The sequence below is a fragment of the Mesorhizobium sp. ISC11 genome, assembly GCF_037162595.1.
Taxonomy (GTDB): Bacteria; Pseudomonadota; Alphaproteobacteria; order Rhizobiales; family Rhizobiaceae; genus Mesorhizobium; species Mesorhizobium ciceri.
In genome coordinates this window covers 2,127,931-2,148,864 of sequence record NZ_JAVSPW010000001.1, presented here as the reverse complement: position 1 = coordinate 2,148,864, position 20,934 = coordinate 2,127,931, and the positions used below count along the sequence as shown (strand labels likewise).

The following is a 20,934-nucleotide window of genomic DNA, read 5'->3' as shown; positions in this document are numbered from 1 at the left end:
GGCGCCCCTGATCGCCTTTTGTCTTACTTGATCGTAATCTTGCCCTTCAGTCCCTTGTCGGCAAGGTCGGGAACCGACCAGGTATATTCGCCCGGGCGAACAGTATGGAACTGCACCTGGATCGTTCCCGCGTCGTCGAATTCCAGCCAGGCCGGTCCGCCGTCCATATGCACTTCCAAATCGTTGATGACGATCTGGTCCATCCAGACATTGCGGAAGAGGTCGGTCACGAACTTGTACTCGAAACCGCCCTTGGAGGTGATCTTCCAGCGATAGCCCTGGCCGGCGATCAGCTCGAAGTCCTTCTGATTGACCGCATAGGTGGAATCGGCCGAACCGATAATCAATTCCGGCAGGTTCTTGCTGGCACGCGACGGTTTTGACGTCGCATCGTCGGCGTTTGCTACGATCGGAGCAAGGACAAATCCGGCGAGCGCGGCGAAGAAAAACCTACGGCAAAGTTTCATGTCTTGAGCCTCCCGATGATCAATGTCTGCTATTTGGGCGAAATGACCACACCCCAGGGCTGCTGGCCCACAGTGAGCGATTGGACCGGCTCGTCGGTGGCCGTGTCGATGAAGGTGATATCGTTGGAATTGCCATTCGTGGTGATCAACGTTTTCTGGTCGGGCGTGAAGGCCAGATGCCAGACGCGCTGGCCGACGAGGATGTATTTTTCCACCTCATAAGTGTCGGTATTGATCACCGCGACATGGTTCGCCGGGCCGAGCGCGACATAGGCTTTCTTGCCATCGGCGCTGATGGCGATGCCTACCGGCTGGATGGTTTCGGCCCGCAGTCCCTGAATCGCGAACTGGATCTTCTTCACCACTTCGCGTTTGGCGTTGTCGATGACGCTGACGGTGCCGCCGACCTCGGCGCTGACCCAGACCTGCGAGCCGTCGGGCTTGAATTCGGCGAAGCGAGGACGCGTGTCGACCAGCACATTGTCGGTCACCTCATGCGTGCCGGTGTCGATGAAATGCGCCATGCTGGTGGTTTCCGAGGTGTTGACCATGGTCTTGCCGTCGGGGCTGACACCCATGCCTTCCGGCTCCACGCCGACTGGTATCTCGGCCAGGACCTGCTTGCTTTCGACGTCGATGGCGGTGACGAGATTGTCGTCCTCATTGGCGACATAAAGCGTCTTGCCGTCGGGCGAGAGGACGAACAATTCGGGATCGGGGCCGGATGGCAGCGTACCGACGATTTCAAGTGTCGCGGTGTCGATGATTTGGATCGTGTCGTCATCGCTGGCGCATAGATAGACGAATTTGCCGTCATGCGAGATGGTGATGCCGCGAGGTCTCTGGCCGACTTCGACGGTCTTCACCACCTGCATCGTCGCCGTGTCGACGACGGTCATCGTGTTGTCCTTCTCGTTGGACACGTAAGCCGTATAGGCCGATGCCGGGCTGGCCGTGAAGCCGGCCGCGAGAATGGCGAATGCGCAAGCTCGTTTCTGCACGCAAATTCCTCCCGATTGACTCTACTTGAGAGCGCATTTCGTTTCCGGCTGATCGACACCGAGAGTGTCGAGTTCGGAGACCTGGTGAAGATAGCCCTCCTGTGGCGATGTCGAGACGACCGACTTGGTATCGCCAAGCAAGATCGGCTGGCGAAGCTGGAGGTTCCATTTGCGGAAGGTCAGCTTCTGCCCCTTGAAAGCAGCAACCGAAAAATCGTCAGAGCGTATATAGTCGCTGATCTTTTTCGCATCGTCGCCCTTGGTGCGCGTGGTGGCCTCGCCGACCGCACGCACCGCGGTCCAGGCCGACATGTCTTTGGAGAGCATCCGCCGGCTCGTCGTCTTCAGGAAGCGGCTCTGCATCTGGATGCCGCCCCATTGTTCGCTGGCGGGATGCCATGACGATGCAACCAGACCGGCCGTGCCGGCGACCAGCCGCGGCGTCCAGGTGCGGTAGGGCACGTAGGTGCCGAAAACCTCGCTTTCGTCGGCGACAAGCACCACGTCGTGCTCCGGGAGGTCTTGCGTGAACACGGAAATCTGCTGCTGTATCTGCGTGGCGCCGGTGTCGGTGCGCCTGGCTGTGCCGGTATCCTTGAATTCCTTCTCGGCGACGATCTGGCCGCCGAAGCGGGTTGCCGCGCGGCGCAGCGCATCGGCGTAGAGATGGTCCTGCTCATGCGATCCATAGAGCAGCACCCAATTCGGCCACTTCTTCACCATGAGATACTGCGCCAGCGCGTCGGCCAGCATGCTGCGCGTCGGCGCGATATGGAAAACGTTGATGCGGCAGTCCTCCTCGCGAAGGCTGTCGTCGGTGGCGCCGACGTTGAAGATCAGCACGCCTTTGTCGCGGGCGATGTCGGCGATCGACAGCAATTGTTTGGCTGAAAGATCGGCGACCACATAGCGGTCGCCCTTGGCGATCATGCCTTCGAATGCCTGAACCGCGTCGCCGTCGGGCTTGACCTCGGTCACGTCGAGGCTGAATTTCTGGTCGGTGAACTTTCCCGTCGTGTTGTTGTCGCCGATCGCTACCTCGGCACCGGCGACACCTTCGTCACGTGGCGGCAGGTCGAGCATGGAAAGCGTCAATTGCGGTGCGTAGGCCCGCAAATAGCCTATCTTGATTTCAGTTATCTTTTTTTCCGGCTTCGCCACCGTTTCCTGGCCTGTCGCGTCGGAAACGTTGACGGTCAGGGAAAAAAAGCACAAAAAGGCAGCGAGAGTGCCTGGCACCGCGCTCGTCATCGATAGTAATTACCCATTCTTGCGCAGAGGTTCGACGGTTGCCGGACCCGCGCCAAGTCAAGGTGCCCATGATCAACTTAGCCGACCCGCAAAATTTATCAAACCCTATAGGACGACTTTTCGCGCCTGCCAGAACGGTGCGGAAGGTCGCCAGCGTCGATTCGCATGGCAACACCGGCGAGACGTGGCGCAGGGGGATCGACCGCCTCTATAAAAGCGTCTTGTCCTCCAAACTGGAGAAACTGTTCAAATGACCAGAATGCTGGCAAGCGTCACCGGCATCGAAGAGGCGGAGATCGCTCTTTCTGGAGGTGTCGATATCGTCGACCTGAAGGACCCGAAGGCGGGAGCCCTGGGCGCGGTGTCCATGGAAACCATGCTCCGAACGATCTCTTTCATCGCGGGTCGGGCTCCGGTCAGCGCTGTCTGCGGCGACCTGCCGATGGAACCCGAAACGATCCGCATAAAGGCCGAAGAGATCGCGGCGACCGGCGTCGACTATGTGAAGATCGGATTTTTTCCTTCGGCAAATATCTCTGCCTGCGCACAGGCGCTTGAACCGCTCGCCGCACGAACGAAGCTGATTGCCGTGCTGTTTGCCGATCTGGCGCCGGACTTCGAGCTTCTGCCGATGTTCGCCAGGCATCGCTTCCACGGCGTGATGGTTGATACCGCGCAAAAGGGGAAGGGCCGGCTGCTCGATCATCTGCCGCCGGAGCGTATTCCGGGATTCGTCGATCGAACGAAATCGCTCGGTCTGATGGTCGGCCTGAGTGGATCGCTGGAAGCTCCGGACATTCCGCGCCTATTGCCTTTCGCTCCCGATTTTCTCGGCTTTCGGGGGGCGCTGTGTGGCCATTCCGGTCGCACGAGTTCGATCAGCGCCGAGGCGGTCTCGCGGATTCGCGAGTTGATCCCAGCGGAATCCGGGACCGGCGATCAATCGAGTATCGACTATCGCCTGTTGGCAGCGAGAGGCTATTCGCCGGACACCGACCCGACACTGGGCACGGACAGGATTTTTGTGCGGGATTTTGTTCTGCCGGTCCAGATCGGTGCCTACAGCTTCGAGCATGGCCATACTCAAAAAGTGCGCTTTGATGTGATCGCCGACGTGCTGCAAATCACCGACCATCCCGAGGACATGCGCCATGTGTTCTCCTACGACATCATCATGGACGGCATTCGCACCATCGTCGCGCGGGGCCATATCCAGCTCAGCGAGGCTTTGGCCGAGCAGGTGGCAGCGCACGTGCTGGAGAACCAGCGTGTCGTGCGCGTCACGGTTAGGGTCGAAAAGCTCGAGCTCGGCCCTGGCGGCGTCGGCGTTGAGATCGAACGCAAGCGCCAATCGGCGGGACGCGGTGCTGCCTCCGGCATTGCTGGCCGAAAAGACCGAAGCGTTGTTTTCCGGCCGCGCCAGGAGCGCCCCGAAATGCTTCGACGGGCCATCGTCAAGCTTGGCGGCAGCACGGCCCATGCGGCGGAGATGAAGAGCTGGATCGCAGCGCTGGCGGGTTCCAGGCTGCCGATCGTCATCGTGCCCGGCGGCGGGCTCTTTGCCGATCATGTGCGCGAGACGCAGACGAGCATGGAGTTTTCCGACACCGCCGCTCATGCCATGGCGATCCTGGCCATGGAGCAGTTCGGCCATGTCATCCTCGACCGGGACGAAAGGCTGGCGCCGGCACGGTCGCTGGACGAGATCGGGCGAGTGTTGGAGGCGGGGAAGATTCCGGTGTGGCTGCCGTCGTCACTGGCACTGGCGGCGCTGGATGTTCCGGCCTCCTGGGACATTACCTCCGATTCTCTGTCCGCCTGGCTTGCCGGCAAGCTTGGCGCAAACGCGCTGTTGCTTGTCAAGCAGACCGGTGCATTCTTCGACAGCGATACCGCTGACAGCCTGAGGGCCCGAGGCATTGTCGACCCAGGCTTTGCCGCCATGCTGCCCGACGGCATCGATTTCCATCTCGCCGGTCCGAAGGATGCTGCCGGGGCCGGCGCGATGCTCGCGTCGGGCAAGCTGCCCGGCATCCGGATAGTGGCTTCAACAGGGTCGTCGGCAAAGAAGGCGGGATAGCCGATGGTGAAGCTGCATGTGCCGCGCTGGGCGTGGGTTTTGACGGGTTCCGGGCATTTTTTTACGGAGAGCTTCGCACTTGTTCGCCAGCTCGAACATTGCGATGTCTTCGTGTCTAAGGCCGCCAACGAAGTCCTGCGCATGTACAAGCTTAAACTTGATTTCCCGGAGACGACGCGCGTGCTGCACGACAAGACCGCAAGCGCGATCCCGGTCGGCGAATTCTACCACGGTGTCTATCACACGGTCGTGGTGGCGCCGGCCACTTCCAACACGGTCGCCAAATGCGTGCATGGCATTTCCGACACGCTCGCTACCAATGTCTTTGCTCAAGCGGGAAAGTGCCGTGTGCCAGCCATCGTCTTTGCTTGCGACACTGCGCCGGAACTCGAAACCCAGGCACCGCACGGACTGGTCAAGGTCTATCCGCGCAGGATCGACCTGGAAAATACCAAACAGTTGAAGAGTTTCGAGCGGACCCTGGTGGTCGAGTCGCTCGCTGATCTCGAAGCCTCGCTCACACGGCGCCAGGCCGAACTCGCAAGCGATGGCTGAGCGGCTGGTTTTTCTTACCGGCCATCTGGCCAAGGCGCGGCTGGAACGGCTGCTGACCGGGCTGGGCAGAACCGAATTCGCGTGGGAAATCGTCGACGTCGGCGTCAAGGTCGCCGCGCTGATGAGCGAGGACATCGTGAAGCGTCGGCTCACTCTGACAGGAGACGTCGACCGCGTCATCCTGCCCGGACGCTATCGGGGAAACATCGAACACCTGTCGGAGCATTTCGGCGTGCCCTTTGTGCGCGGCCCCGACGAGATCGCCGACCTTCCGGCCTTCCTTGGCCGGGCGGGCAAACCGCCCGATCTGACGCGTCACGATATGCGCATCTTCGCCGAGATCGTCGATGCGCCGATGCTGTCGGTCGAGGCCCTGATGGCGAGGGCCTCGATGCTGGCTGCGGCCGGCGCGGATGTCATCGATCTGGGCTGCCTGCCGGAGACGCCGTTTCCGTTGCTGGCTGAGGCAGTGCGGGCACTCAAGGCACAGGGGTTTGTGGTCAGCGTCGATTCGGCCAGCGCAGACGAACTGTCGATCGGTGCGCACGCCGGCGCGGACTATCTTCTCAGCCTCGATGAGAACACGCTGCCGTTGATCTTCGACCATCGGGCTACGGCAGTGTTGATACCCTCCATCCCCGGCGATCTGGATTCGCTCGGCCGGGCGATTACCGCGGCACAAAAGGCCGGCGTCGCCTTCATTGCCGATCCCGTGCTCGACCCGATCCATTTCGGCTTCGCCGTTTCACTCGGGCGCTTCATCGAGGCGCGGCGCCGTTGGCCGGACATCGAATTGCTGATGGGCACCGGCAATCTCACCGAATTGACCGACGCCGACAGTTCCGGCGTTACAGCCGTGCTAGCGGGGCTCTGCTCGGAACTCCGGATCCGGAACGTGCTGGCGGTGCATGTCAGCCCACACACGGTGCGGACGATCGAGGAGCACGATATCGCCCGCCGCGTCATGTTGGCTGCTTGCACGGACGGCGCGTTGCCGCGCGGCTATCACCCAGGCCTGTTGCAGGTCCACGATCGCAAGCCTTTCACAGCCTCAACCGACGATATCGAGGCATTGGCGGCCCAGGTGCGCGATGCCAACTTCCGGATCGCGGTAGCGGAGGACGGCATCCATGTTTTCAATAGCAAAGGGCATGCGGTTGCCACGGATGCGTTCGAACTTTTTGCCGGGCTGGACGTCAACGCCGACGGCGCACACGCTTTTTACCTCGGCGCGGAACTGATGAAGGCGGAGATCGCGTGGCGGCTCGGCAAGCGTTATGTGCAGGACGAGCCGCTCGCATGGGGCGTTGCCGCGCCGGCACCCGAAACCGACCGTACCCGTCTTGCCGAGCCGGGCAAGACGCTCCGCGCAAGGAAAGAGCGCTAGGACCATGCCCTACATTCGCGAATCGATCATCACGACGGTCAATAAGGCAGGCAACGTCCACATCGCGCCGATTGGCATCATTGCCGAGAATGACGGTTGGGTTATCGCGCCGTTCCGGCCGTCGGTCACGCTCGACAATCTCGCCGAAGTGCCGTTCGCCATCGCCAATTATACTGACGACGTGCGTGTCTTTGCCGGCTGCCTGACAGGCCGCAAGCATTGGCCAACCGTTCCGGTTGACGGGTTTCCGGTGCCGAGGCTCGAGGCGGCGCTGGCGTATTCGGGCCTCGAAGTCCGGGCGGTCGATGACAATGGTGTGCGCCCCCGCCATTTCTGCCGCGTGGTGCGGGAGGAAACGCTCGCGCCGTTCACCGGCCTCAACCGAGCCAAGGCGGCGGTGCTTGAGCTGGCCATCCTGGTCAGCCGGCTCGGCATGCTGCCGCGCGACAAGATCGAGGCGGAAATTGCCTACCTTTCAATTGCCATCGAAAAGACCGCAGGCGAGGGCGAAAAGGAAGCCTGGGGCTGGCTGATGCAGCGTATCAGCGATCACTTGACCGCCAAAGGTTCGGGTAGCGAGGACCCGCGAGCATAGGCGCGAGCGCCGCAACCTGCTTACGAAGGATATGCCGCCAAAAGCGCTACCGCGGACGCGGGTGCCGCGCTGCTCGCTTGCCCGCGAACAGTGTCATCGGCGGGGATGATGTCGGCGAAATCGACGTAACTGCGTTCCATGCGTTCGGCCAGCCGCCTGATCTGCCAGCGACCGCTTCCGGCGCCGACGATCGGGACATCCCGAGACAGGGTTCCGGCAACCAGCGCGGCTGCATCGTGCACTTTGCGCAGTTGCTGCTCGCTGAACCAGCGCGCGACTTCACCCCATTCCGGCGGGGTGAGGTCGGTGGCGTCGCGCCCCACCATGCGCGCCAGCCGCGCGATCGAGCCGTCCACGGTCTTTTCCTTGCCGTCGGCGGGAGGGTGCCTGTCGTCGTCCTCGTCGAGCACGCCCAGGATGCGGTGAGCGTCGGCGATCGAGGCGAAATATTCGTTCATCAGCGGCGTTAGCCTGCCATGGACGGGAGCCGACGAGGCTACGCCGAACAGGAATGTCCTGGTAAAGCCGGTATAGACCAATTCGCCGGTTAGAAGCCGTCCGGCATCGGTGTAGCCGTCATTGGCCACGGCGCTGTTCTTGATGGCGATAATATCGGTGGTGGTGGAGCCCATGTCGACGAACAGGGCATCGCCGGCGAGTTTTGCCACCAACAAGGCTGTCGCGTGCCAATTGGCGGAAGCCACATCGGCGGTCAGCTGCGCTGCCCGCTCGACTCCGACGAAACCGGATGGTCCGGCATAGACCAGCTTTTTGTCTGCGGGGAAATGGGTGGAAATCTGACCCAGCAGAGCCGCCACGCCGGCATCGCGGGACGGAAAGATGTCCGACAGTTCGCCCGTCATGGTGAATGCGTTGAGATCCGCACCCGCGTAGATCGGAGCCGTTTCGTCGAGGGCTGAAGCCAGCTTGTCCAGCCCTTGCCAGAGCGGCGTTGCGATCGTTGCCGCCTCGACGATGCGACCGTCTTGTGCGCGGGTCACCTTCAGATGCGCGCCGCCAATGTCGAAACCGGCAATGATGCCCTTTCTTTTTTCCACGCTTCAAGCTTTCATGACGGTGGCAATTGGTCGGTGAAAAAAGCGTTGCGTATCATTCCGGTTCTCGACCTGAAAGGCGGCGTGGTGGTTCGCGCCCAGCAGGGAAAACGCGATCGCTACAGGCCGATCGTTACGCCGCTCAGCCGAAGCCCTGATGTGGTCGCGGTCGCTGAAGGACTGCGTGGGCTTTATCCTTTTTCCACCTTCTACATCGCAGATCTGGACGCTATCGAAGGCGGAGCGCCAAACAGCGACGCACTCGCCCGGCTGAGGACGATGGCGGAGCCGCCGGAACTTTGGGTCGATGCCGGCGTGGCCGACGAAAAGACACTTTTGGCGGCGCTTGCCGAACGCTCGCTGTCTCCTGTTCTGGGCTCTGAATCGCAGCGAGACGACATGTTGCTGCGGCGTTTTCGCGATCATCCCGATCTCATCCTGTCCCTTGATTTCGTCGGCGATAGTTTTTGCGGGCCGCGTTCTCTTCTCGATGAGCCCGAGCTTTGGCCGCAAAAGGTGATTGTCATGACGCTGGCCAAGGTCGGTGCGGCCGCCGGTCCCGACTTCGGGCGGTTGCAGGAGGTCAAGGCCAAGGCCGGAAATCGCGCTGTCATTGCGGCCGGCGGTGTCCGCGACGAGAACGACATCAGGGCCTTGTCCGCCATGGGCGTCGCCGCGGCACTGGTCGCAACCTCATTGCACAACGCTACGCTCACGCCCGGCCGCCTCGCGTCACTCGGCGCCTGATCATCGTTGCTCGTCAGCTCCCGAAGGGCGTGCGCCCTTCGGGAGCTGACGTTTCAAAAGCCCAGAACCTTTTTCAGCCGGCGCAACAGACCATCCGTCTCAGAAGAGGGTTTTTCCTGTGCGGGGCTGTCTCTTGTCTAGGCTGCGAACGGATGCTTGACCTTGTCGCGCTGGGCCGTTGCTTCGGCGGCGGTCGGGGTTCCTGCAACGGCGCGCTGGATGGCTTCCTTTGTCGCCTCGTAATTGTATTTCTGGATCTTGGCGTCGTCCGCCGCGTCCCAATGGATGAAGACCCCGACGCAGATGAACACGTCGTCTGCTTCGTTGGCAGGAATGGTCCCGTCCGCAACGCTGTCCTGCACGGCCTTTGCCACGGCGTGCTGCGCCGGGCCGAACATCTGGACCGCCTGTTTGGCACCCTTGATCGTGACCTTGTTGAACATCACGGTGTTGGGTTTGCATTGAAGATTGGGCGCGATCACCGCCAAAAGCGAAGTAAAGCCGTCCTTGTTGTTGGTAAGCGCGTTGCAAAATGCCGTTTCGACCGCGCTCCCCCGCGGGCCGATGAGCAGGTCGACATGCGCGACTTCGTTGCCGTCTCCCACCAGTGATTCACCGACCATAACCTTTGAGATTTTTGCCATGCCAATTTCCTCCAAGACACAATTATGATGTCCACGGACGCTGCAACCGAGCAGGCGCTCGATGGACAGCTATCCTTGTTGGCAGCGTCCGGATTTGCCCGGACCGGTTGGCTAGATAGCCGCGGAAGCACAGCTTCCGCTTTTGGAAGTCAAGCACCAACGCCGCGATTATGCAAGGTGAGGGCGAGGGTGTGGACTAAAAGAGTAGCCACGGTGAGGTCGGCCGAGGTGCCGGGGTTGATGTTGTCGGCCTTCAGCCGGCGGTCGAACTCCATGAGCAGACGAATGCGCGACGGTTCGTCGCCCTCGGCATGGAGCGCCGCCTGAACGGCAACGGCTTCCTGCCGCGCCTGATTTGCGACGTGAACGCCGTGCTTGCGGATCACATGGCTGTCGGGGAAGCCGGCGAGAAACGCCATGTAGACGAACACCGTCGGCCACATGCCGTCTTCTTCACGTGCCAACGCTCCATCCAGCGCGGCGAGCCCGACCCCGAACACGTCGCCGAAACAGTTGCTGTACTGGCGAGCGATCATGTCGCGATCGGCAGCCTCCCTCATCGCGTCCAGCAAATGGACCTTCGGCTCCTGCCGCACATCGTTGGCGGCTTCTCCGAGGCCGCCTGGCGCGGCCGTGACGATCGCCTCGAATACCGCCTTGGTATCCTGCACGCTCAAAGCCCGAAGCAGCGAATCGAGATTGTCGCGCAGTCTGTCACCGCCCATTTCGGCGGCGCATATCAGAGGCCCTGCCAGAAGGATGATTCCGAGATTGGTATTGGTTGCGACCGCCAGTCGTGTCGCGCGCACCGCCTCCAGCATCCGCTGCCCGACCGGCAGACGTGGATCGGTCAGCGGCCCGGAGGAAACCTCCGCACTTGTCATGAACTGGGCGGCGGACATGCCGTGTCCGTCGGCGAACAGATGGACGTTGCCCGGCTTTAGGGCTTCGATCTCCATCCTGCAGGCATTCTTATAGCTGGCCCGGAGGCGTTCACGCGAAAGCGCCAACTTGCCCGCCCTCACGAATTCGCAGGCGCGGCAAAACGGTAGGGCCGCGGTGCGGCGGCCGCCTCGGCGCGGTCGGCCAGAAGTTTCAGCAAGGCATCGGCGATTGCTTCGGCGATGTTCACGGCGACCACCGACTGCAATCCCGACCATGCGGGCATGCTGTTCACTTCGAGTATGAACAGATTGCCGTCGTCAGCCCGCACGATGTCCACGCCGGCAAAATCCGCGCCGACCGCGGCTGACGCAGCGACGGCCAGCGATGCCAGTTCCGCCTTGCCATGTTCGGAAACCTGTTCCGGCACGCCACCCCGGTTGACGTTCGTGATCCAGTCGTCGCTGATGCGGCTCATCATCGCCACGGTCTCTCCGGCGCAGACAAACACGCGGAAATCCCGGAAAGGCGGACCGGCACGCGACACATATTGCTGAAGGTAGTAGACGCTGTTCACCTCTTCTGCGGCCGGCAGGTCCGAGAACGTGCGGATCAGCTTTATGCCGCGGCCTTGCGCCCCGAACAATGGTTTCAGCACCAGCGATCCCCGCGGAAGCTCTTGCGCCGCGACCTCCTCGGCGACGGCAAGTCCTTCTACGGCAAAGGTGCGTGGCGTAGGCAGGCCGGCATTTTTCAGGAGGAATGTCGTCATCGACTTGTCGACGCAGCGCTCGATCGCCTGCGCGGAATTCCATACGGGAACCGACAGTCTGCTTAACGCGTGCAGCACCCCGAGGCGCCGGGTAACCGCTTCGAACGATCCGGCGGCGATCGAACGGACGAGCACGGCGTCGGGCAGCGTGCCGCCGAAGCCGGGGATCGCAAGTCCGCTCGGGCTGCTGGTATCGAATGCGATCGCCGCCAGCGGCACGGCTGTAACGGCGGCGCCCCCCCGACCAAGTCCTGCCGCCAGGCCGTTGGAGCCGGTGTCCACTTTGTCGCTGACGATCAGGATGCGAGGGATCATGTGGCCTCTCGGGTGCGGGAATGTCGGCGGCGCGAGCGATTCCACGCCCTCATGGCCGCGTCCGCGGCAGGGCTGCACGAAAGGCAGTCGCCGGGCGGGCGAATGACAGACGAATCCCTTTGCACCGCCATGCCCTAGCCGAGACTCCGTTCGAGCATCTTCAGATCACGCCGACCGGCGCGAAAAGTATCGCCGGTTTCGATCGCTGTCACGATCACTTCAGCCGGGCTGAACAGCAACGGGTCGATGGCATAGAAATCGCCCTTGAACCGCGTGAATATCTCGGCGAAGGGTTGGCCGTAGTCCCGTGAGGCGCTGCTGGGAAGTTTTTCCGCGAGTTTGCCAGCCTCCTTCGCCGATCCTTTGACGAAGAGCTGGACGCTGCCGCCATAGATGATGGCATCGTTGGTTCGGCCCATAGCGGTCAGGAAATCCGGATGGGGGGCGGGGATCGGCGCCGTTCCGATGCCGTCGACAACGTTTTCCAGCGGGAATTTGAGATCGTTGATCTTGTGGAGGGCAACCTCGAGCGCGCGCGCCACGATCTGCACGCCGCCGGCAAGGCTTTGTGTCGGCGCATAGAGGAAGGTGAGCTTTTCCGTCGCCAGTCCAGTTGCCTTGCTCACTTTCTCAACGGTCGCGCGGGGAGGCGGTTCGGCCGTCTCAAGGATAAGCACCGCGGAAGATGCGATGTCGTGATAGGAAAGTGTTTCGAACAGCGGTTCGACCCGGGCGAGGGCCCGCGCAGGCCCAGATCCCATCGCAAAATAGTCCTGGCCAGACAGGTTCCAGCCCGCATACTGGCTGCCCAGGCAGGCCAGCACCGGCTGCGAAGATCGCGCTTCGACGGTGAACGGCCATTGCTGTGACGCGCGATCCATGAACACCGAAACGCTGCCGAGACCGCCCATCGCAGCCTCAGCCATGCGCATCCCGGCCTCGACGCTGCCGACGGTCTTGGCGCCGGCATCGATCAGGCGCTCGCCCAATGGTCCCCTGGAAACGACGATACGCAGGCGTTCGGCGTCGCCGATCATGCCGTCAACGATGCGCTGTGCATTGTCGTTCAGGAATGCCGAACCGTCTTTCATGTCCGGTCTCCTTCCCATTGGAGTTGCAATTGGCTGGCTTGTCCCTTGATGAGCCGCTTGGTCGATTGGGCGCTCGGACCGCGCGCGAAGACCGTGCAGACAGGGTCGCCGGCAATCAGACGGGTGCCAGCCGACTGTTGGTCCGCTGTCCATTCAGGCCAGGCAATCGACGGAAAGTGAGTGATTGGCGTCGCGGCGTAGGTCACCATCGACGCCATCGAATCGACGAAGCGCGGCAAGCGGAAGACCTGACCCGTCGCGGCGCGCAGATGCGCTTCGATCAATGGCGCGTCAACATCGTCGAAAATGTCGAGGGTGGCGCCCGGCCTCGGATTGATCTCGATGAACGTGTAGCCATCCGGTCCACGGATCAGATCGGCGCTGCACAATCCAACCAGGCCGGCGCGCCGCGTCAGACTTGAGACCCAGCCGCCGATGACCGCCGCCTGTCTGCGATCGAAGCGTCTCAACCGTACGGCGCCGCCGTAGCGATAGGGCGCTGTGGGGGCGGGAGACGTCCATTGTTGGCTGAAACCCACGAGGTGCGCGGTTTGACCATTGCCGACGAACAGGGCCGAGATGCTGCGACCGGCAACGAAGCGCTGGAAGTAGCGGCCGGCGGTCGGGCTTTCTCCGGCTGCTCGTCTGACGTGTCCGCCGCCGGCGCCGCCCGCGGTCTTGACCACCCAGTTCTCCGGGTCAGGCGGCTGGTCCCATCGCAGTTGCGGATGCGGGATGCCGAGTTCGGCACAATCATCGGCCAGCAACTGCGGATCCTTGATCCTGCGGATCGCGGCGCCGCCATTGCCGGCGAGCCGAAAGTGTCGCGCGATTTTGTCCACGGTCTCAGGCATCCGCTCAAACCCTGAGCCCAGGACAATGGCGGCCGGCAGGTCGTCGCCAGCCAATCGCCGAAGCGTGTCGATGATGCGCTCGCCGTCGATGCCTCCTTGCAGGTCGCCTGGCAGCATTGTCGCGCGTTCTGCGAGCGCGACGGTGTCCGTATCGCAAAAGAAATCGGCGACCAGCGGACGATAGCCGGCGCGACGCGCGGCGGCGGCCAGCGCCCGGCCTGAAATTGCCGCGATCAAAAGAGATCCGGCGTTACTTGGCAATCTCGCGTGCAAGGGAAAACGCTTCCTGAAAACCGAGCGTGATCGTCTTTTCGGATTCGATCATTCTTTTGAAGAGACCGAATTCGACCTTATATTTGACATTGCCGATGGCAAGCGGACCAATGCCGACAGCTTTTGCCGCATCGAGTGGATCACCATTGGCATTGACGGCCAATCCTTCGATGCCGGCCGGGGGAACGGCATTGACGTCGGCCGCAATAAGCAGGTCATTGCCTTTCAATTGGGCTTTGGAGACCACCTGGACGCCAGCTTTGGCGCAAGCCAGGATAATTTCGTTGGCTTCGACCAGCTTTGTCTTGCGGGCGTCGCTCGATCCGTCAGCCGCATCGACGGTGAGGTGGAACCTGCTTTCGATCTCGGCCGCGATCTGCTTGACCCGTTCGATGCCGTCATGGCCGACAAGTGTGACCCGGGCACCTTCCCCTGCCGCGATGACGGCGGTGCAGAAGCCGACGACTCCGGTGGCGCCGAAAACAGCCACCCTCGTATCCCTGAGCGCACGCTGGAATTTCTTCTCCAGCGCCTTTTCGACCTTGGCCACCATCGCCGCGGCTGTGGTGAACGAGCCGGCTGGATCGGCAAATACCGAAACCTGGAAAGGCGGCACCATCGCCTTCTTCGCGGCGTCGAACATGTCGAGCGCCAACGAGGCATCCTTCCCGGCGATGAAGATGCCGGTGTCGACACCCGCATCCGGCGGGCGTGAAAAGATCGCGTCCTGGACCAGTCCTGTCACTTCGGCCAGGCCCACATCGACATAGGGGACGGCGGCGTCGAAACCTGCGTCGAGCGCCATGTTCACGTCGAAGGGGCTCATCTGCTTCAACGGTGTCAGCATGTGCAGGATGTGTTTGCGGGCCATTTCTTGCCTTTCTGCCTGAAACTGAAGCGTCAGCTGCCGACGAGATCCAGCCTGGTTGAACTGATCTTCGCGCCGGAGTTCCTGCCCTTGACGATCTTGACCTCAAGGCCGCCCTCAACTGTCGTCTTCCGAACCGCGTCGACGAACTTGAGTGCGGCGTCCTGCGATGGCGCGAAGGCAAAGCCTGTCGGCCCCCAGGAACTCTGGCCGATGCCGACGGCGCCTGCTTCATTGAGACAGTGGGCCACCATCTCGACCCGCTTCGAGGTGAACACGCCGCCCTGGGCCGGGGCGAAATGGCTGCCGATCAGCATCTGTATCGCGGTGACGGCGGCGCCGAATGCCGGAAGGTCCCGCTCGACCAAAGCCGGCATTATGCCCATCAGCACCCACCGGCAGATCTCCCCACTGCCTGCCGTTGGGAATGGCGGCAGCGAGCGAAACGCCGCAACCTCGGCTGCTCCATGCAGTCCATGCCCGGAATGGTCGAGGATGAGGAGGACGCGCCACTCTTCCGGAAACGGCAGCCGCGCGACGACCGGAGGCGTTCCGCCGCGGTCGTTCTTGCCGGCGTCGACTATGACGCCGCCGTCTTCGAAACTTGCGATGCCGATGCCGGATCGGCCGCCCCGCTCGAGCAGGTTAGCGTCGCCGGCGATGTCCAGAGGCAGATTGTGGAGCGTGCGCAACGCCGAGGCGACGGCAAGGGCGATCTGCGTGCCGGAGCCCAGACCCGCATGACTGGGGATCGACTGCTCTACCACCAGATGGTGCTGGCCGCGAATGCCGAGATGCTTGCAGAGCGTCGACAGATGCTCGCTGGCGCGGGTGCTCTCGGAGCCTTCGACGATGGTCTCGCTGGACCGCGACAGGGTGACGATGGTTTCGGGTTCGCTCAATGGAAGCCCGACGCTACCGAACCGCCGTCCGGCATCGCCATTGAGATCAAGGAAGCCAAGGTGCAGGCGAGCGGGCACTCGTATGGTAACAGAATTCGACATCTGCCCCCCGATGGGTGCATCATGGATGCATCATGGAAGTTTAGGTGCCCGGTACCATGATAACTGTTTTCGTCGATGGGGCAAGCCAAAGAGAACGCATACGTGTTTGCCGGCTCCGGCGTGTGACAGACCGAGCAATTCGCGGAGGTCGAGATGAACGAGACAGTCAAGGAAAAGGTCTATTCGGAAGCCGAGATCGCCGACCGGCTTGAGAAGGAGCTGCCGAAATGGCGTTATGAAAACGGCTGGATCCGGCGCAAATACAAGACCCACAGCTGGAAATCGACGCTCATGGTCATCAACACGGTTGGTCATCTCGCCGAGGCGGCGTGGCACCATCCTGATATCACCGCCTCCTATGCCTGGGTCGAGGTGCGCCTGACGAATCACGCGGCGAAAGGCATTACCGACAAGGATTTCGAGTTGGCGAAAAAGATCGAGGATGTTGTCCAGTGGCAGCCGGCCAAGGAAGGCGGGGCACTGGAGGGCACTCCACTGACCGATCAACGCTTCGCTTACGTCAAATATGACTAAGCAGGGTCGGAATTTGTTGACGCGTATGAAAACATTCGCTGATCCGCTGCAGGGTGGGGTTCACGGCCAATCCAGTTTCGTCTAGGATCGAGCCGGCACCAGAAAGTAGTTTAGCGAATGGCGGTTGCTTGGATCGGCAACCGGGAAGCGCTGATTGAGCACGCGGCTGCGCATGCCGCGTCGCTAGTGTCGTCAAGTCGGTGCCCGGTTTTCAGCTTTGATACGGATATAGATGGCACGAGGGCGGCGATCGCGCTGGCTGAGCGGGCTGGCGCGGCATACGACCATGCCGATGGTGCGGCACTTGCCCGAGAGACCGCGCTTTTTACCGACAAGGGGGCAATGACCGTCGCCCCCGGAGAGACGCGCCGGCGTGCCGATGTCGTGGTGATCGTGGGCGAGCTCCCGCGGATCCATCATGGTCTTGTTGGCGAACTTGCCGGGACGGTTCCCGACCTCTCGACCGGCAACCAGCGCGCGTTCTTCGTGGTAGGCCCAAACGGGATGTCTGTGCCGCCGCTGAGCGGCGGACGCAAGGCAACGCAACTTTCCTGTGGCCAAGCTAGCCTCACCGCCACGCTGGCGGCACTGAGGGCACAGTACAAAGGGCGGCGTACATCGCAACCGGTGTCGAATTTCAATGATTTTGCCAAAGCTCTGGCGGCCGCGCATTTTCCCGTGTTCCTGTTTTCAGGCCACGCCGCCGAAGGCTTGGCATTGGAGATGCTGCAAGGACTGATCGCCGATCTCAATCGCAAATCGCGCGCATCCGGCCTTTATCTGCCGGCGAGCGAAAACGGGTGGGGAAGCGCGCTCGCCTCGGCCTGGATGACAGGTTTTCCGCTGCGCACCGGCTTTGCGCGCGGCCTCCCTGAATTCGATCCCTGGCGCTGCGATGTGGAGCGCATGATCGCTGCCGGCGAAGCTGACCTGCACCTGCGGATCTCCGCCGCAACGGCCCAACTACAGAAAAAAAGGGCACGCATGGCGCTGATTGTGCTGACGAAAACGGAAAAGCCGGTTGCCGGCGCCGCAGTCACCATGGCCATCGGCGAGGCTGGAGTCGATCACGATGCGGTTGTCTACTCCAGCCGCACGGGCTCGCTCAGGTCGATCGATGCGCAAGCGGCCTCGCAATTGCCCTCCGCCGCGACGATCATCCGCCTGATCGCTACCCACGCTTTCCTCGAGCCACTGCCATGCTGACGAAAATCGCCGACGGCGACATCATCGATCCCGTCAACGGCCGTCTCGGCAAAGGCGACCTCTGGATCAAGGACGACAAGATCGTTCCGGCGCCGGCGGGAGGGGCGGCCGACCGGACCGTCGAAGCCAGCGGCTGCATCGTGATGGCTGGCGCCATCGACATCCACTCCCACATCGGTGGCGGCAATGTGAACACCGCGCGGCTGCTCTTGCCCGAACAGCATGCCGCCCATCAGCTGCGGCCAGCAATGACGCCGCTCGCCAATGCCGGCTGGTCGACGTTCCAGACCGGCTGCCTCTACGCAAAGATGGGCTTTACGACGGTCGTCGAGCCGGCGATGTCGCCGGGAGCGGCGCTGCACACGCATCTCGAACTGGCCGACATCCCGATCATCGACAAAGCGACCCTTGCCATTCTCGGCAATGACGATTTCCTGTTGTCGATGATCCGCGACGACGCCCCCCGGACGATGATCGAGGACTATGTCGCCTGGACGGTCGCTTCGACGCGAGCGCTTGGGGTCAAGGTGATCAACGCCGGTGCGGCGGCCGCCTTCAAGGAGAACGTCCGCACCTTCTCGCTGGATGATGTCGTGCCTTCCTATGGCGTCAGTTCGCGCAAGATCGTCAAGACGCTGCAGGCCGCCGTCGACAATCTTGGCTTGCCGCATCCCTTGCATGTCCATTGCAACAATCTGGGCAGCCCCGGATCGGCGGATACGGCGGCTGCGACGATTGCAGCGACGGATGGACTGCCGCTGCATCTCGCCCACCTCCAGTTCTATGGCTATGGCACGGAAGGAAAACGCGGGTTTTCCTCTGCCGCCGCACGGCTTGCCGAACTGGTCAACGCGACGCCGGAAGTCACCATCGATATCGGCCAGGTGATGTTCGGCCAGACGGTCACGGTCTCCTCCGACGTCATGCGGCAGTTTTCGGCGCGCGGCAGCGCGCATCCGAAAAAGACCGTCATTCATGACGGTGACGGCAATGGCGGCGGCATCGTGCCTTACAGCTATGGCAAGGACTTCTACGGCACGATGCAGTGGGCGATCGGGCTCGAGCTTTTTCTCCTGATCGACGATCCCTGGCGTGTGTTCTTCACCACCGATCATCCCAACGGTGCACCTTTTACCGCCTATCCGGCGCTGTTCGAACTGCTGATGAGCCGGGAAGCGCGCACCGAAATGGCCGCCGGACTTTCCCGATCCGCCCTGGCGCTCTCTACCCTGGCCGCAATCGACCGCGAATACACGTTCGAGGAAATCGCCATCATGACGCGCGCGGCGCCGGCCAAGCTGCTCGGCTTGACGGATCGAGGCCATCTCGGCGCCGGCGCAACAGCCGACGTCGCTGTCTATCGCAGGGACCGCAGTATCGCCAAAATGCTCGGAGAGGCGGCGTATGTTTTCAAGGATGGCGATCTCGTCGTGCAAGACGGGGAAATCATCCATTACCGCTGGGGCAAGGCATTGAGGCTCAAGCCGCCTGTCGACAAGGCAATGGTGCGACGGCTCGAGGACTATCACCAGCAGCGCTACGGCCTGTCGCTGGACTGGTTTAATTTCCCGGATTCCGCGATTGCGCGCGAACAGCCATTCGGCGAGGTGCCATGCCGAACATGAGCATCAATGGCGTAACGATCGACGATACCTTCGCGGAAGCCTTCGGCATGCGCGCAACCGCCATCGTCATCACCGCGCCGAGCCGGAAATGGGCTCGCCAGGCGGCGATCACAATGACCGGCTTCGCCACCTCGGTGATCGGTTGCGGCTGCGAAGCGGCAATCGATCTCGACCTGCCGCCATCGGCCACACCGGATGGCCGGCCGGGCTGCCGCGTCATGATTTTCGCGATGGGAACGGACGAATTGCAGAAACAACTGCTCAATCGTGTCGGCCAGTGCGTTTTGACCTCGCCGGGTTCCGCCTGCTTTGCCGGGCTGCAGGGCAGCGCCGAGCTCAAGCTCGGTTCGGCACTGCGTTATTTCGGCGACGGCTGGCAAATCTCCAAGAAGATCGGCGACAGGCATTTCTGGCGTATTCCCGTCATGGATGGCGAGTTCCTGTGCGAAGCAACGACCGGACTGACGAAGGAAGCTGTCGGTGGCGGCAATTTCTTTGTCATGGCGCAAAGCAGCGCCAACGCTTTGGCCGCTGCCGAGGCCGCCGTCGGTGCGATCGGCATGGTGCCTGGCGCCATCGTGCCGTTTCCGGGCGGCATTGCCCGTTCGGGTTCCAAGATTGGTGGCAAATACAAAGGCATGATCGCCTCGGCCAACGAAGCCTACGCGCCGACACTGCGCGGCGTCGTCGCGAGTGAACTCGGTCCCGACATCAACGCCGTCCTGGAAATCGTCATCGATGGTGAGACCAATGATGCAGTTGCCGCCGCGATGAAGGCCGGCATTAAGGCTGTCATAGAGCTCGGCCCGAAAAGAGGCGCGGTTCGGATCAGCGCCGGCAATTACGGCGGCAAGCTCGGAAAATTCATCTACTCGCTGAAGGATATGCTGCCATGAAGGCGCTGACCTTCACCCTGGTTGCCGAGCCGGCGGAGCGCCTTGACCTGTCGCCGCTGACGCCGGAGCGGCTGGCCGGGATCGACAGGCGCGACGTTGAAAGAATCCAGATCGGCATGACGAAGCACGGCTCGAAGGTGGGCGACATTTTTCGCGTCGCCGGCAGCGATCCGACAAACATCGTGTTCGAGGGCGGAAGCACGCGCCTCGACCTTGTGGCGCAAGGCATGCGGGGTGGGTCGGTTCGCCTCGTTGGCAATGCCGGCGCCCAGGCCGGGCGCGCTATGCGCGGTGGCAAGCTCACGATCGAAGGCAATGCGGGTCCACACGCCGGCTCCGGCATGCGCGGCGGCAGGCTTGAGATAACGGGCAATGCCGGCGACCACCTCGGTGCGCCACTCGTCGGGGAACTGGCCGGCATGAACGGCGGTGTTTTGATCGTCAGGGGCAAAGCGGGCGCCTTCGCCGCGGACCGCATGCGGCGCGGCCTGATCGCGGTGCTGAAAGGCTCCGGCGACCATGCAGGCAGCCGTATGATCGCCGGCACCCTGGTGGTGGCCGGTGGCACCGGTGAGATGCCCGGCTATCTGATGCGTCGCGGTTCGATCCTTCTCGATCGCGCGCCGGCACGCATGTCGCCGAGCTTCGTCGAATGCGGCGCACCCGAAAGCGTCTTCGCCGCCATCATCGATCGTTATCTGATCGCCGAGGGCATTTTGAAACGGCCGCTTCTGGGGAGCGCACCGCGCAAATATGGCGGGGATAACGCAGTGCTCGGAATGGGCGAGGTTCTTTTTCCGCGCTGAGATCCGTCGACACAGGAACCATACGA

The 20,934-nt window shown here is 62.3% G+C and carries 21 protein-coding genes; 10 read left to right on the top strand and 11 right to left on the bottom strand.

All coding sequences use genetic code 11. The features are described 5' to 3' along the window. Positions 1-23 precede the first annotated feature (23 nt). The 3 genes from RPF88_RS10725 to RPF88_RS10715 are packed head-to-tail and all read right to left on the bottom strand — an operon-like array spanning position 24 to position 2,719. Entirely contained in the window at positions 24-467 is a 444-nt protein-coding gene (locus RPF88_RS10725; protein ID WP_013532046.1) for a hypothetical protein, read from the bottom strand. 29 nt (positions 468-496) lie between these two features. Continuing rightward, positions 497-1,468, bottom strand: a complete 972-nt coding sequence (locus RPF88_RS10720; protein ID WP_013532045.1) for a YVTN family beta-propeller repeat protein — start codon at positions 1,466-1,468, stop codon at positions 497-499. Positions 1,469-1,489: 21 nt separating this feature from the next. Further along, positions 1,490-2,719 carry an ABC transporter substrate-binding protein gene (locus tag RPF88_RS10715; protein ID WP_337122391.1) on the bottom strand — a complete coding sequence of 410 codons (1,230 nt, stop codon included), beginning with the start codon at positions 2,717-2,719 and terminating at the stop codon, positions 1,490-1,492. A gap of 250 nt (positions 2,720-2,969) precedes the next feature. On the opposite strand from RPF88_RS10715, the gene RPF88_RS10710 reads away from it, so the two are divergent. Genes RPF88_RS10710 through RPF88_RS10695 form a run of 4 tightly spaced genes read left to right on the top strand, consistent with a single transcriptional unit; the run spans position 2,970 to position 7,336 of the window. Next, complete coding sequence (locus tag RPF88_RS10710; RefSeq protein ID WP_127385712.1) at positions 2,970-4,799, top strand: (5-formylfuran-3-yl)methyl phosphate synthase; 1,830 nt, start codon at positions 2,970-2,972, stop codon at positions 4,797-4,799. 3 nt (positions 4,800-4,802) lie between these two features. After that, a complete protein-coding gene (locus RPF88_RS10705; protein ID WP_013532041.1) occupies positions 4,803-5,354 on the top strand; it encodes a flavoprotein in 552 nt (183 codons plus the stop codon). Then, the gene (locus tag RPF88_RS10700; RefSeq protein WP_127371818.1) at positions 5,347-6,741 is read left to right on the top strand and encodes a DUF6513 domain-containing protein; all 1,395 of its coding nucleotides are present in this window, start codon (positions 5,347-5,349) and stop codon (positions 6,739-6,741) included. The genes RPF88_RS10705 and RPF88_RS10700 overlap by 8 nt, the downstream gene beginning before the upstream one ends. A 4-nt stretch (positions 6,742-6,745) precedes the next feature. Further along, positions 6,746-7,336 carry a DUF447 domain-containing protein gene (locus tag RPF88_RS10695; protein WP_127367220.1) on the top strand — a complete coding sequence of 197 codons (591 nt, stop codon included), beginning with the start codon at positions 6,746-6,748 and terminating at the stop codon, positions 7,334-7,336. A gap of 20 nt (positions 7,337-7,356) precedes the next feature. Here RPF88_RS10695 and RPF88_RS10690 read toward each other — a convergent pair whose 3' ends face one another. After that, entirely contained in the window at positions 7,357-8,394 is a 1,038-nt protein-coding gene (locus RPF88_RS10690; RefSeq protein ID WP_127367219.1) for a hydantoinase/oxoprolinase family protein, read from the bottom strand. Between the two features lie 33 nt (positions 8,395-8,427). Between RPF88_RS10690 and RPF88_RS10685 the strand changes: the two genes are divergently transcribed. Next, the gene (locus RPF88_RS10685) at positions 8,428-9,138 is read left to right on the top strand and encodes a HisA/HisF-related TIM barrel protein (protein WP_337122390.1); all 711 of its coding nucleotides are present in this window, start codon (positions 8,428-8,430) and stop codon (positions 9,136-9,138) included. A gap of 137 nt (positions 9,139-9,275) precedes the next feature. On the opposite strand, the gene fae is transcribed toward RPF88_RS10685, so the two are convergent. The 7 genes from fae to RPF88_RS10650 all read right to left on the bottom strand — a co-directional run bounded on the left by fae (position 9,276) and on the right by RPF88_RS10650 (position 15,841). After that, on the bottom strand, positions 9,276-9,782 hold the full coding sequence (gene fae, locus RPF88_RS10680; protein ID WP_013532036.1) for a formaldehyde-activating enzyme: 507 nt from the start codon (positions 9,780-9,782) through the stop codon (positions 9,276-9,278). Positions 9,783-9,931: 149 nt separating this feature from the next. Beyond that, entirely contained in the window at positions 9,932-10,807 is an 876-nt protein-coding gene (locus RPF88_RS10675; protein WP_337122389.1) for a triphosphoribosyl-dephospho-CoA synthase, read from the bottom strand. Beyond that, positions 10,804-11,751: a RimK family alpha-L-glutamate ligase gene (locus tag RPF88_RS10670; RefSeq protein ID WP_032808919.1), complete on the bottom strand. Its 948-nt coding sequence runs from the start codon at positions 11,749-11,751 to the stop codon at positions 10,804-10,806. Before RPF88_RS10670 ends, RPF88_RS10675 begins: the two co-directional genes overlap by 4 nt. A gap of 134 nt (positions 11,752-11,885) precedes the next feature. After that, complete coding sequence (gene mch / locus RPF88_RS10665; protein ID WP_024504391.1) at positions 11,886-12,842, bottom strand: methenyltetrahydromethanopterin cyclohydrolase; 957 nt, start codon at positions 12,840-12,842, stop codon at positions 11,886-11,888. Beyond that, positions 12,839-13,933, bottom strand: coding sequence for an ATP-grasp domain-containing protein (locus RPF88_RS10660; protein WP_024504392.1), 1,095 nt, complete (start codon positions 13,931-13,933; stop codon positions 12,839-12,841). The genes mch and RPF88_RS10660 overlap by 4 nt, the downstream gene beginning before the upstream one ends. Before the next feature lie 13 nt (positions 13,934-13,946). After that, entirely contained in the window at positions 13,947-14,840 is an 894-nt protein-coding gene (locus tag RPF88_RS10655; RefSeq protein ID WP_337122388.1) for an NAD(P)-dependent methylenetetrahydromethanopterin dehydrogenase, read from the bottom strand. Between the two features lie 29 nt (positions 14,841-14,869). After that, positions 14,870-15,841, bottom strand: coding sequence for a beta-ribofuranosylaminobenzene 5'-phosphate synthase family protein (locus RPF88_RS10650; RefSeq protein WP_337122387.1), 972 nt, complete (start codon positions 15,839-15,841; stop codon positions 14,870-14,872). A gap of 153 nt (positions 15,842-15,994) precedes the next feature. On the opposite strand from RPF88_RS10650, the gene RPF88_RS10645 reads away from it, so the two are divergent. The 5 genes from RPF88_RS10645 to RPF88_RS10625 all read left to right on the top strand — a co-directional run bounded on the left by RPF88_RS10645 (position 15,995) and on the right by RPF88_RS10625 (position 20,908). Beyond that, positions 15,995-16,375, top strand: coding sequence for a 4a-hydroxytetrahydrobiopterin dehydratase (locus RPF88_RS10645; protein WP_013532029.1), 381 nt, complete (start codon positions 15,995-15,997; stop codon positions 16,373-16,375). Positions 16,376-16,492: 117 nt separating this feature from the next. Continuing rightward, positions 16,493-17,581, top strand: coding sequence for a tungsten formylmethanofuran dehydrogenase (locus RPF88_RS10640; protein ID WP_337122386.1), 1,089 nt, complete (start codon positions 16,493-16,495; stop codon positions 17,579-17,581). Next, positions 17,575-19,206: a formylmethanofuran dehydrogenase subunit A gene (locus tag RPF88_RS10635; RefSeq protein ID WP_337122385.1), complete on the top strand. Its 1,632-nt coding sequence runs from the start codon at positions 17,575-17,577 to the stop codon at positions 19,204-19,206. Before RPF88_RS10640 ends, RPF88_RS10635 begins: the two co-directional genes overlap by 7 nt. Further along, positions 19,194-20,102, top strand: coding sequence for a formylmethanofuran--tetrahydromethanopterin N-formyltransferase (gene fhcD / locus RPF88_RS10630; protein WP_063172014.1), 909 nt, complete (start codon positions 19,194-19,196; stop codon positions 20,100-20,102). The genes RPF88_RS10635 and fhcD overlap by 13 nt, the downstream gene beginning before the upstream one ends. Then, positions 20,099-20,908 carry a formylmethanofuran dehydrogenase subunit C gene (locus RPF88_RS10625; protein ID WP_337122384.1) on the top strand — a complete coding sequence of 270 codons (810 nt, stop codon included), beginning with the start codon at positions 20,099-20,101 and terminating at the stop codon, positions 20,906-20,908. Before fhcD ends, RPF88_RS10625 begins: the two co-directional genes overlap by 4 nt. Positions 20,909-20,934 lie beyond the last annotated feature (26 nt).

Coding starts and splice junctions, on each gene's coding strand:
- RPF88_RS10625 (WP_337122384.1), top strand. CDS start 20,099: ATGAAGGCGCTGACCTTCACCCTGGTTGCCGAGCCGGCGGAGCGCCTT.
- mch (WP_024504391.1), bottom strand. CDS start 12,842: ATGAAAGACGGTTCGGCATTCCTGAACGACAATGCACAGCGCATCGTT.
- RPF88_RS10710 (WP_127385712.1), top strand. CDS start 2,970: ATGACCAGAATGCTGGCAAGCGTCACCGGCATCGAAGAGGCGGAGATC.
- RPF88_RS10655 (WP_337122388.1), bottom strand. CDS start 14,840: ATGGCCCGCAAACACATCCTGCACATGCTGACACCGTTGAAGCAGATG.
- RPF88_RS10695 (WP_127367220.1), top strand. CDS start 6,746: ATGCCCTACATTCGCGAATCGATCATCACGACGGTCAATAAGGCAGGC.
- fae (WP_013532036.1), bottom strand. CDS start 9,782: ATGGCAAAAATCTCAAAGGTTATGGTCGGTGAATCACTGGTGGGAGAC.
- RPF88_RS10725 (WP_013532046.1), bottom strand. CDS start 467: ATGAAACTTTGCCGTAGGTTTTTCTTCGCCGCGCTCGCCGGATTTGTC.
- RPF88_RS10705 (WP_013532041.1), top strand. CDS start 4,803: ATGGTGAAGCTGCATGTGCCGCGCTGGGCGTGGGTTTTGACGGGTTCC.
- RPF88_RS10715 (WP_337122391.1), bottom strand. CDS start 2,719: ATGACGAGCGCGGTGCCAGGCACTCTCGCTGCCTTTTTGTGCTTTTTT.
- RPF88_RS10635 (WP_337122385.1), top strand. CDS start 17,575: ATGCTGACGAAAATCGCCGACGGCGACATCATCGATCCCGTCAACGGC.
- RPF88_RS10700 (WP_127371818.1), top strand. CDS start 5,347: ATGGCTGAGCGGCTGGTTTTTCTTACCGGCCATCTGGCCAAGGCGCGG.
- RPF88_RS10670 (WP_032808919.1), bottom strand. CDS start 11,751: ATGATCCCTCGCATCCTGATCGTCAGCGACAAAGTGGACACCGGCTCC.
- RPF88_RS10640 (WP_337122386.1), top strand. CDS start 16,493: ATGGCGGTTGCTTGGATCGGCAACCGGGAAGCGCTGATTGAGCACGCG.
- RPF88_RS10645 (WP_013532029.1), top strand. CDS start 15,995: ATGAACGAGACAGTCAAGGAAAAGGTCTATTCGGAAGCCGAGATCGCC.
- fhcD (WP_063172014.1), top strand. CDS start 19,194: ATGCCGAACATGAGCATCAATGGCGTAACGATCGACGATACCTTCGCG.
- RPF88_RS10650 (WP_337122387.1), bottom strand. CDS start 15,841: ATGTCGAATTCTGTTACCATACGAGTGCCCGCTCGCCTGCACCTTGGC.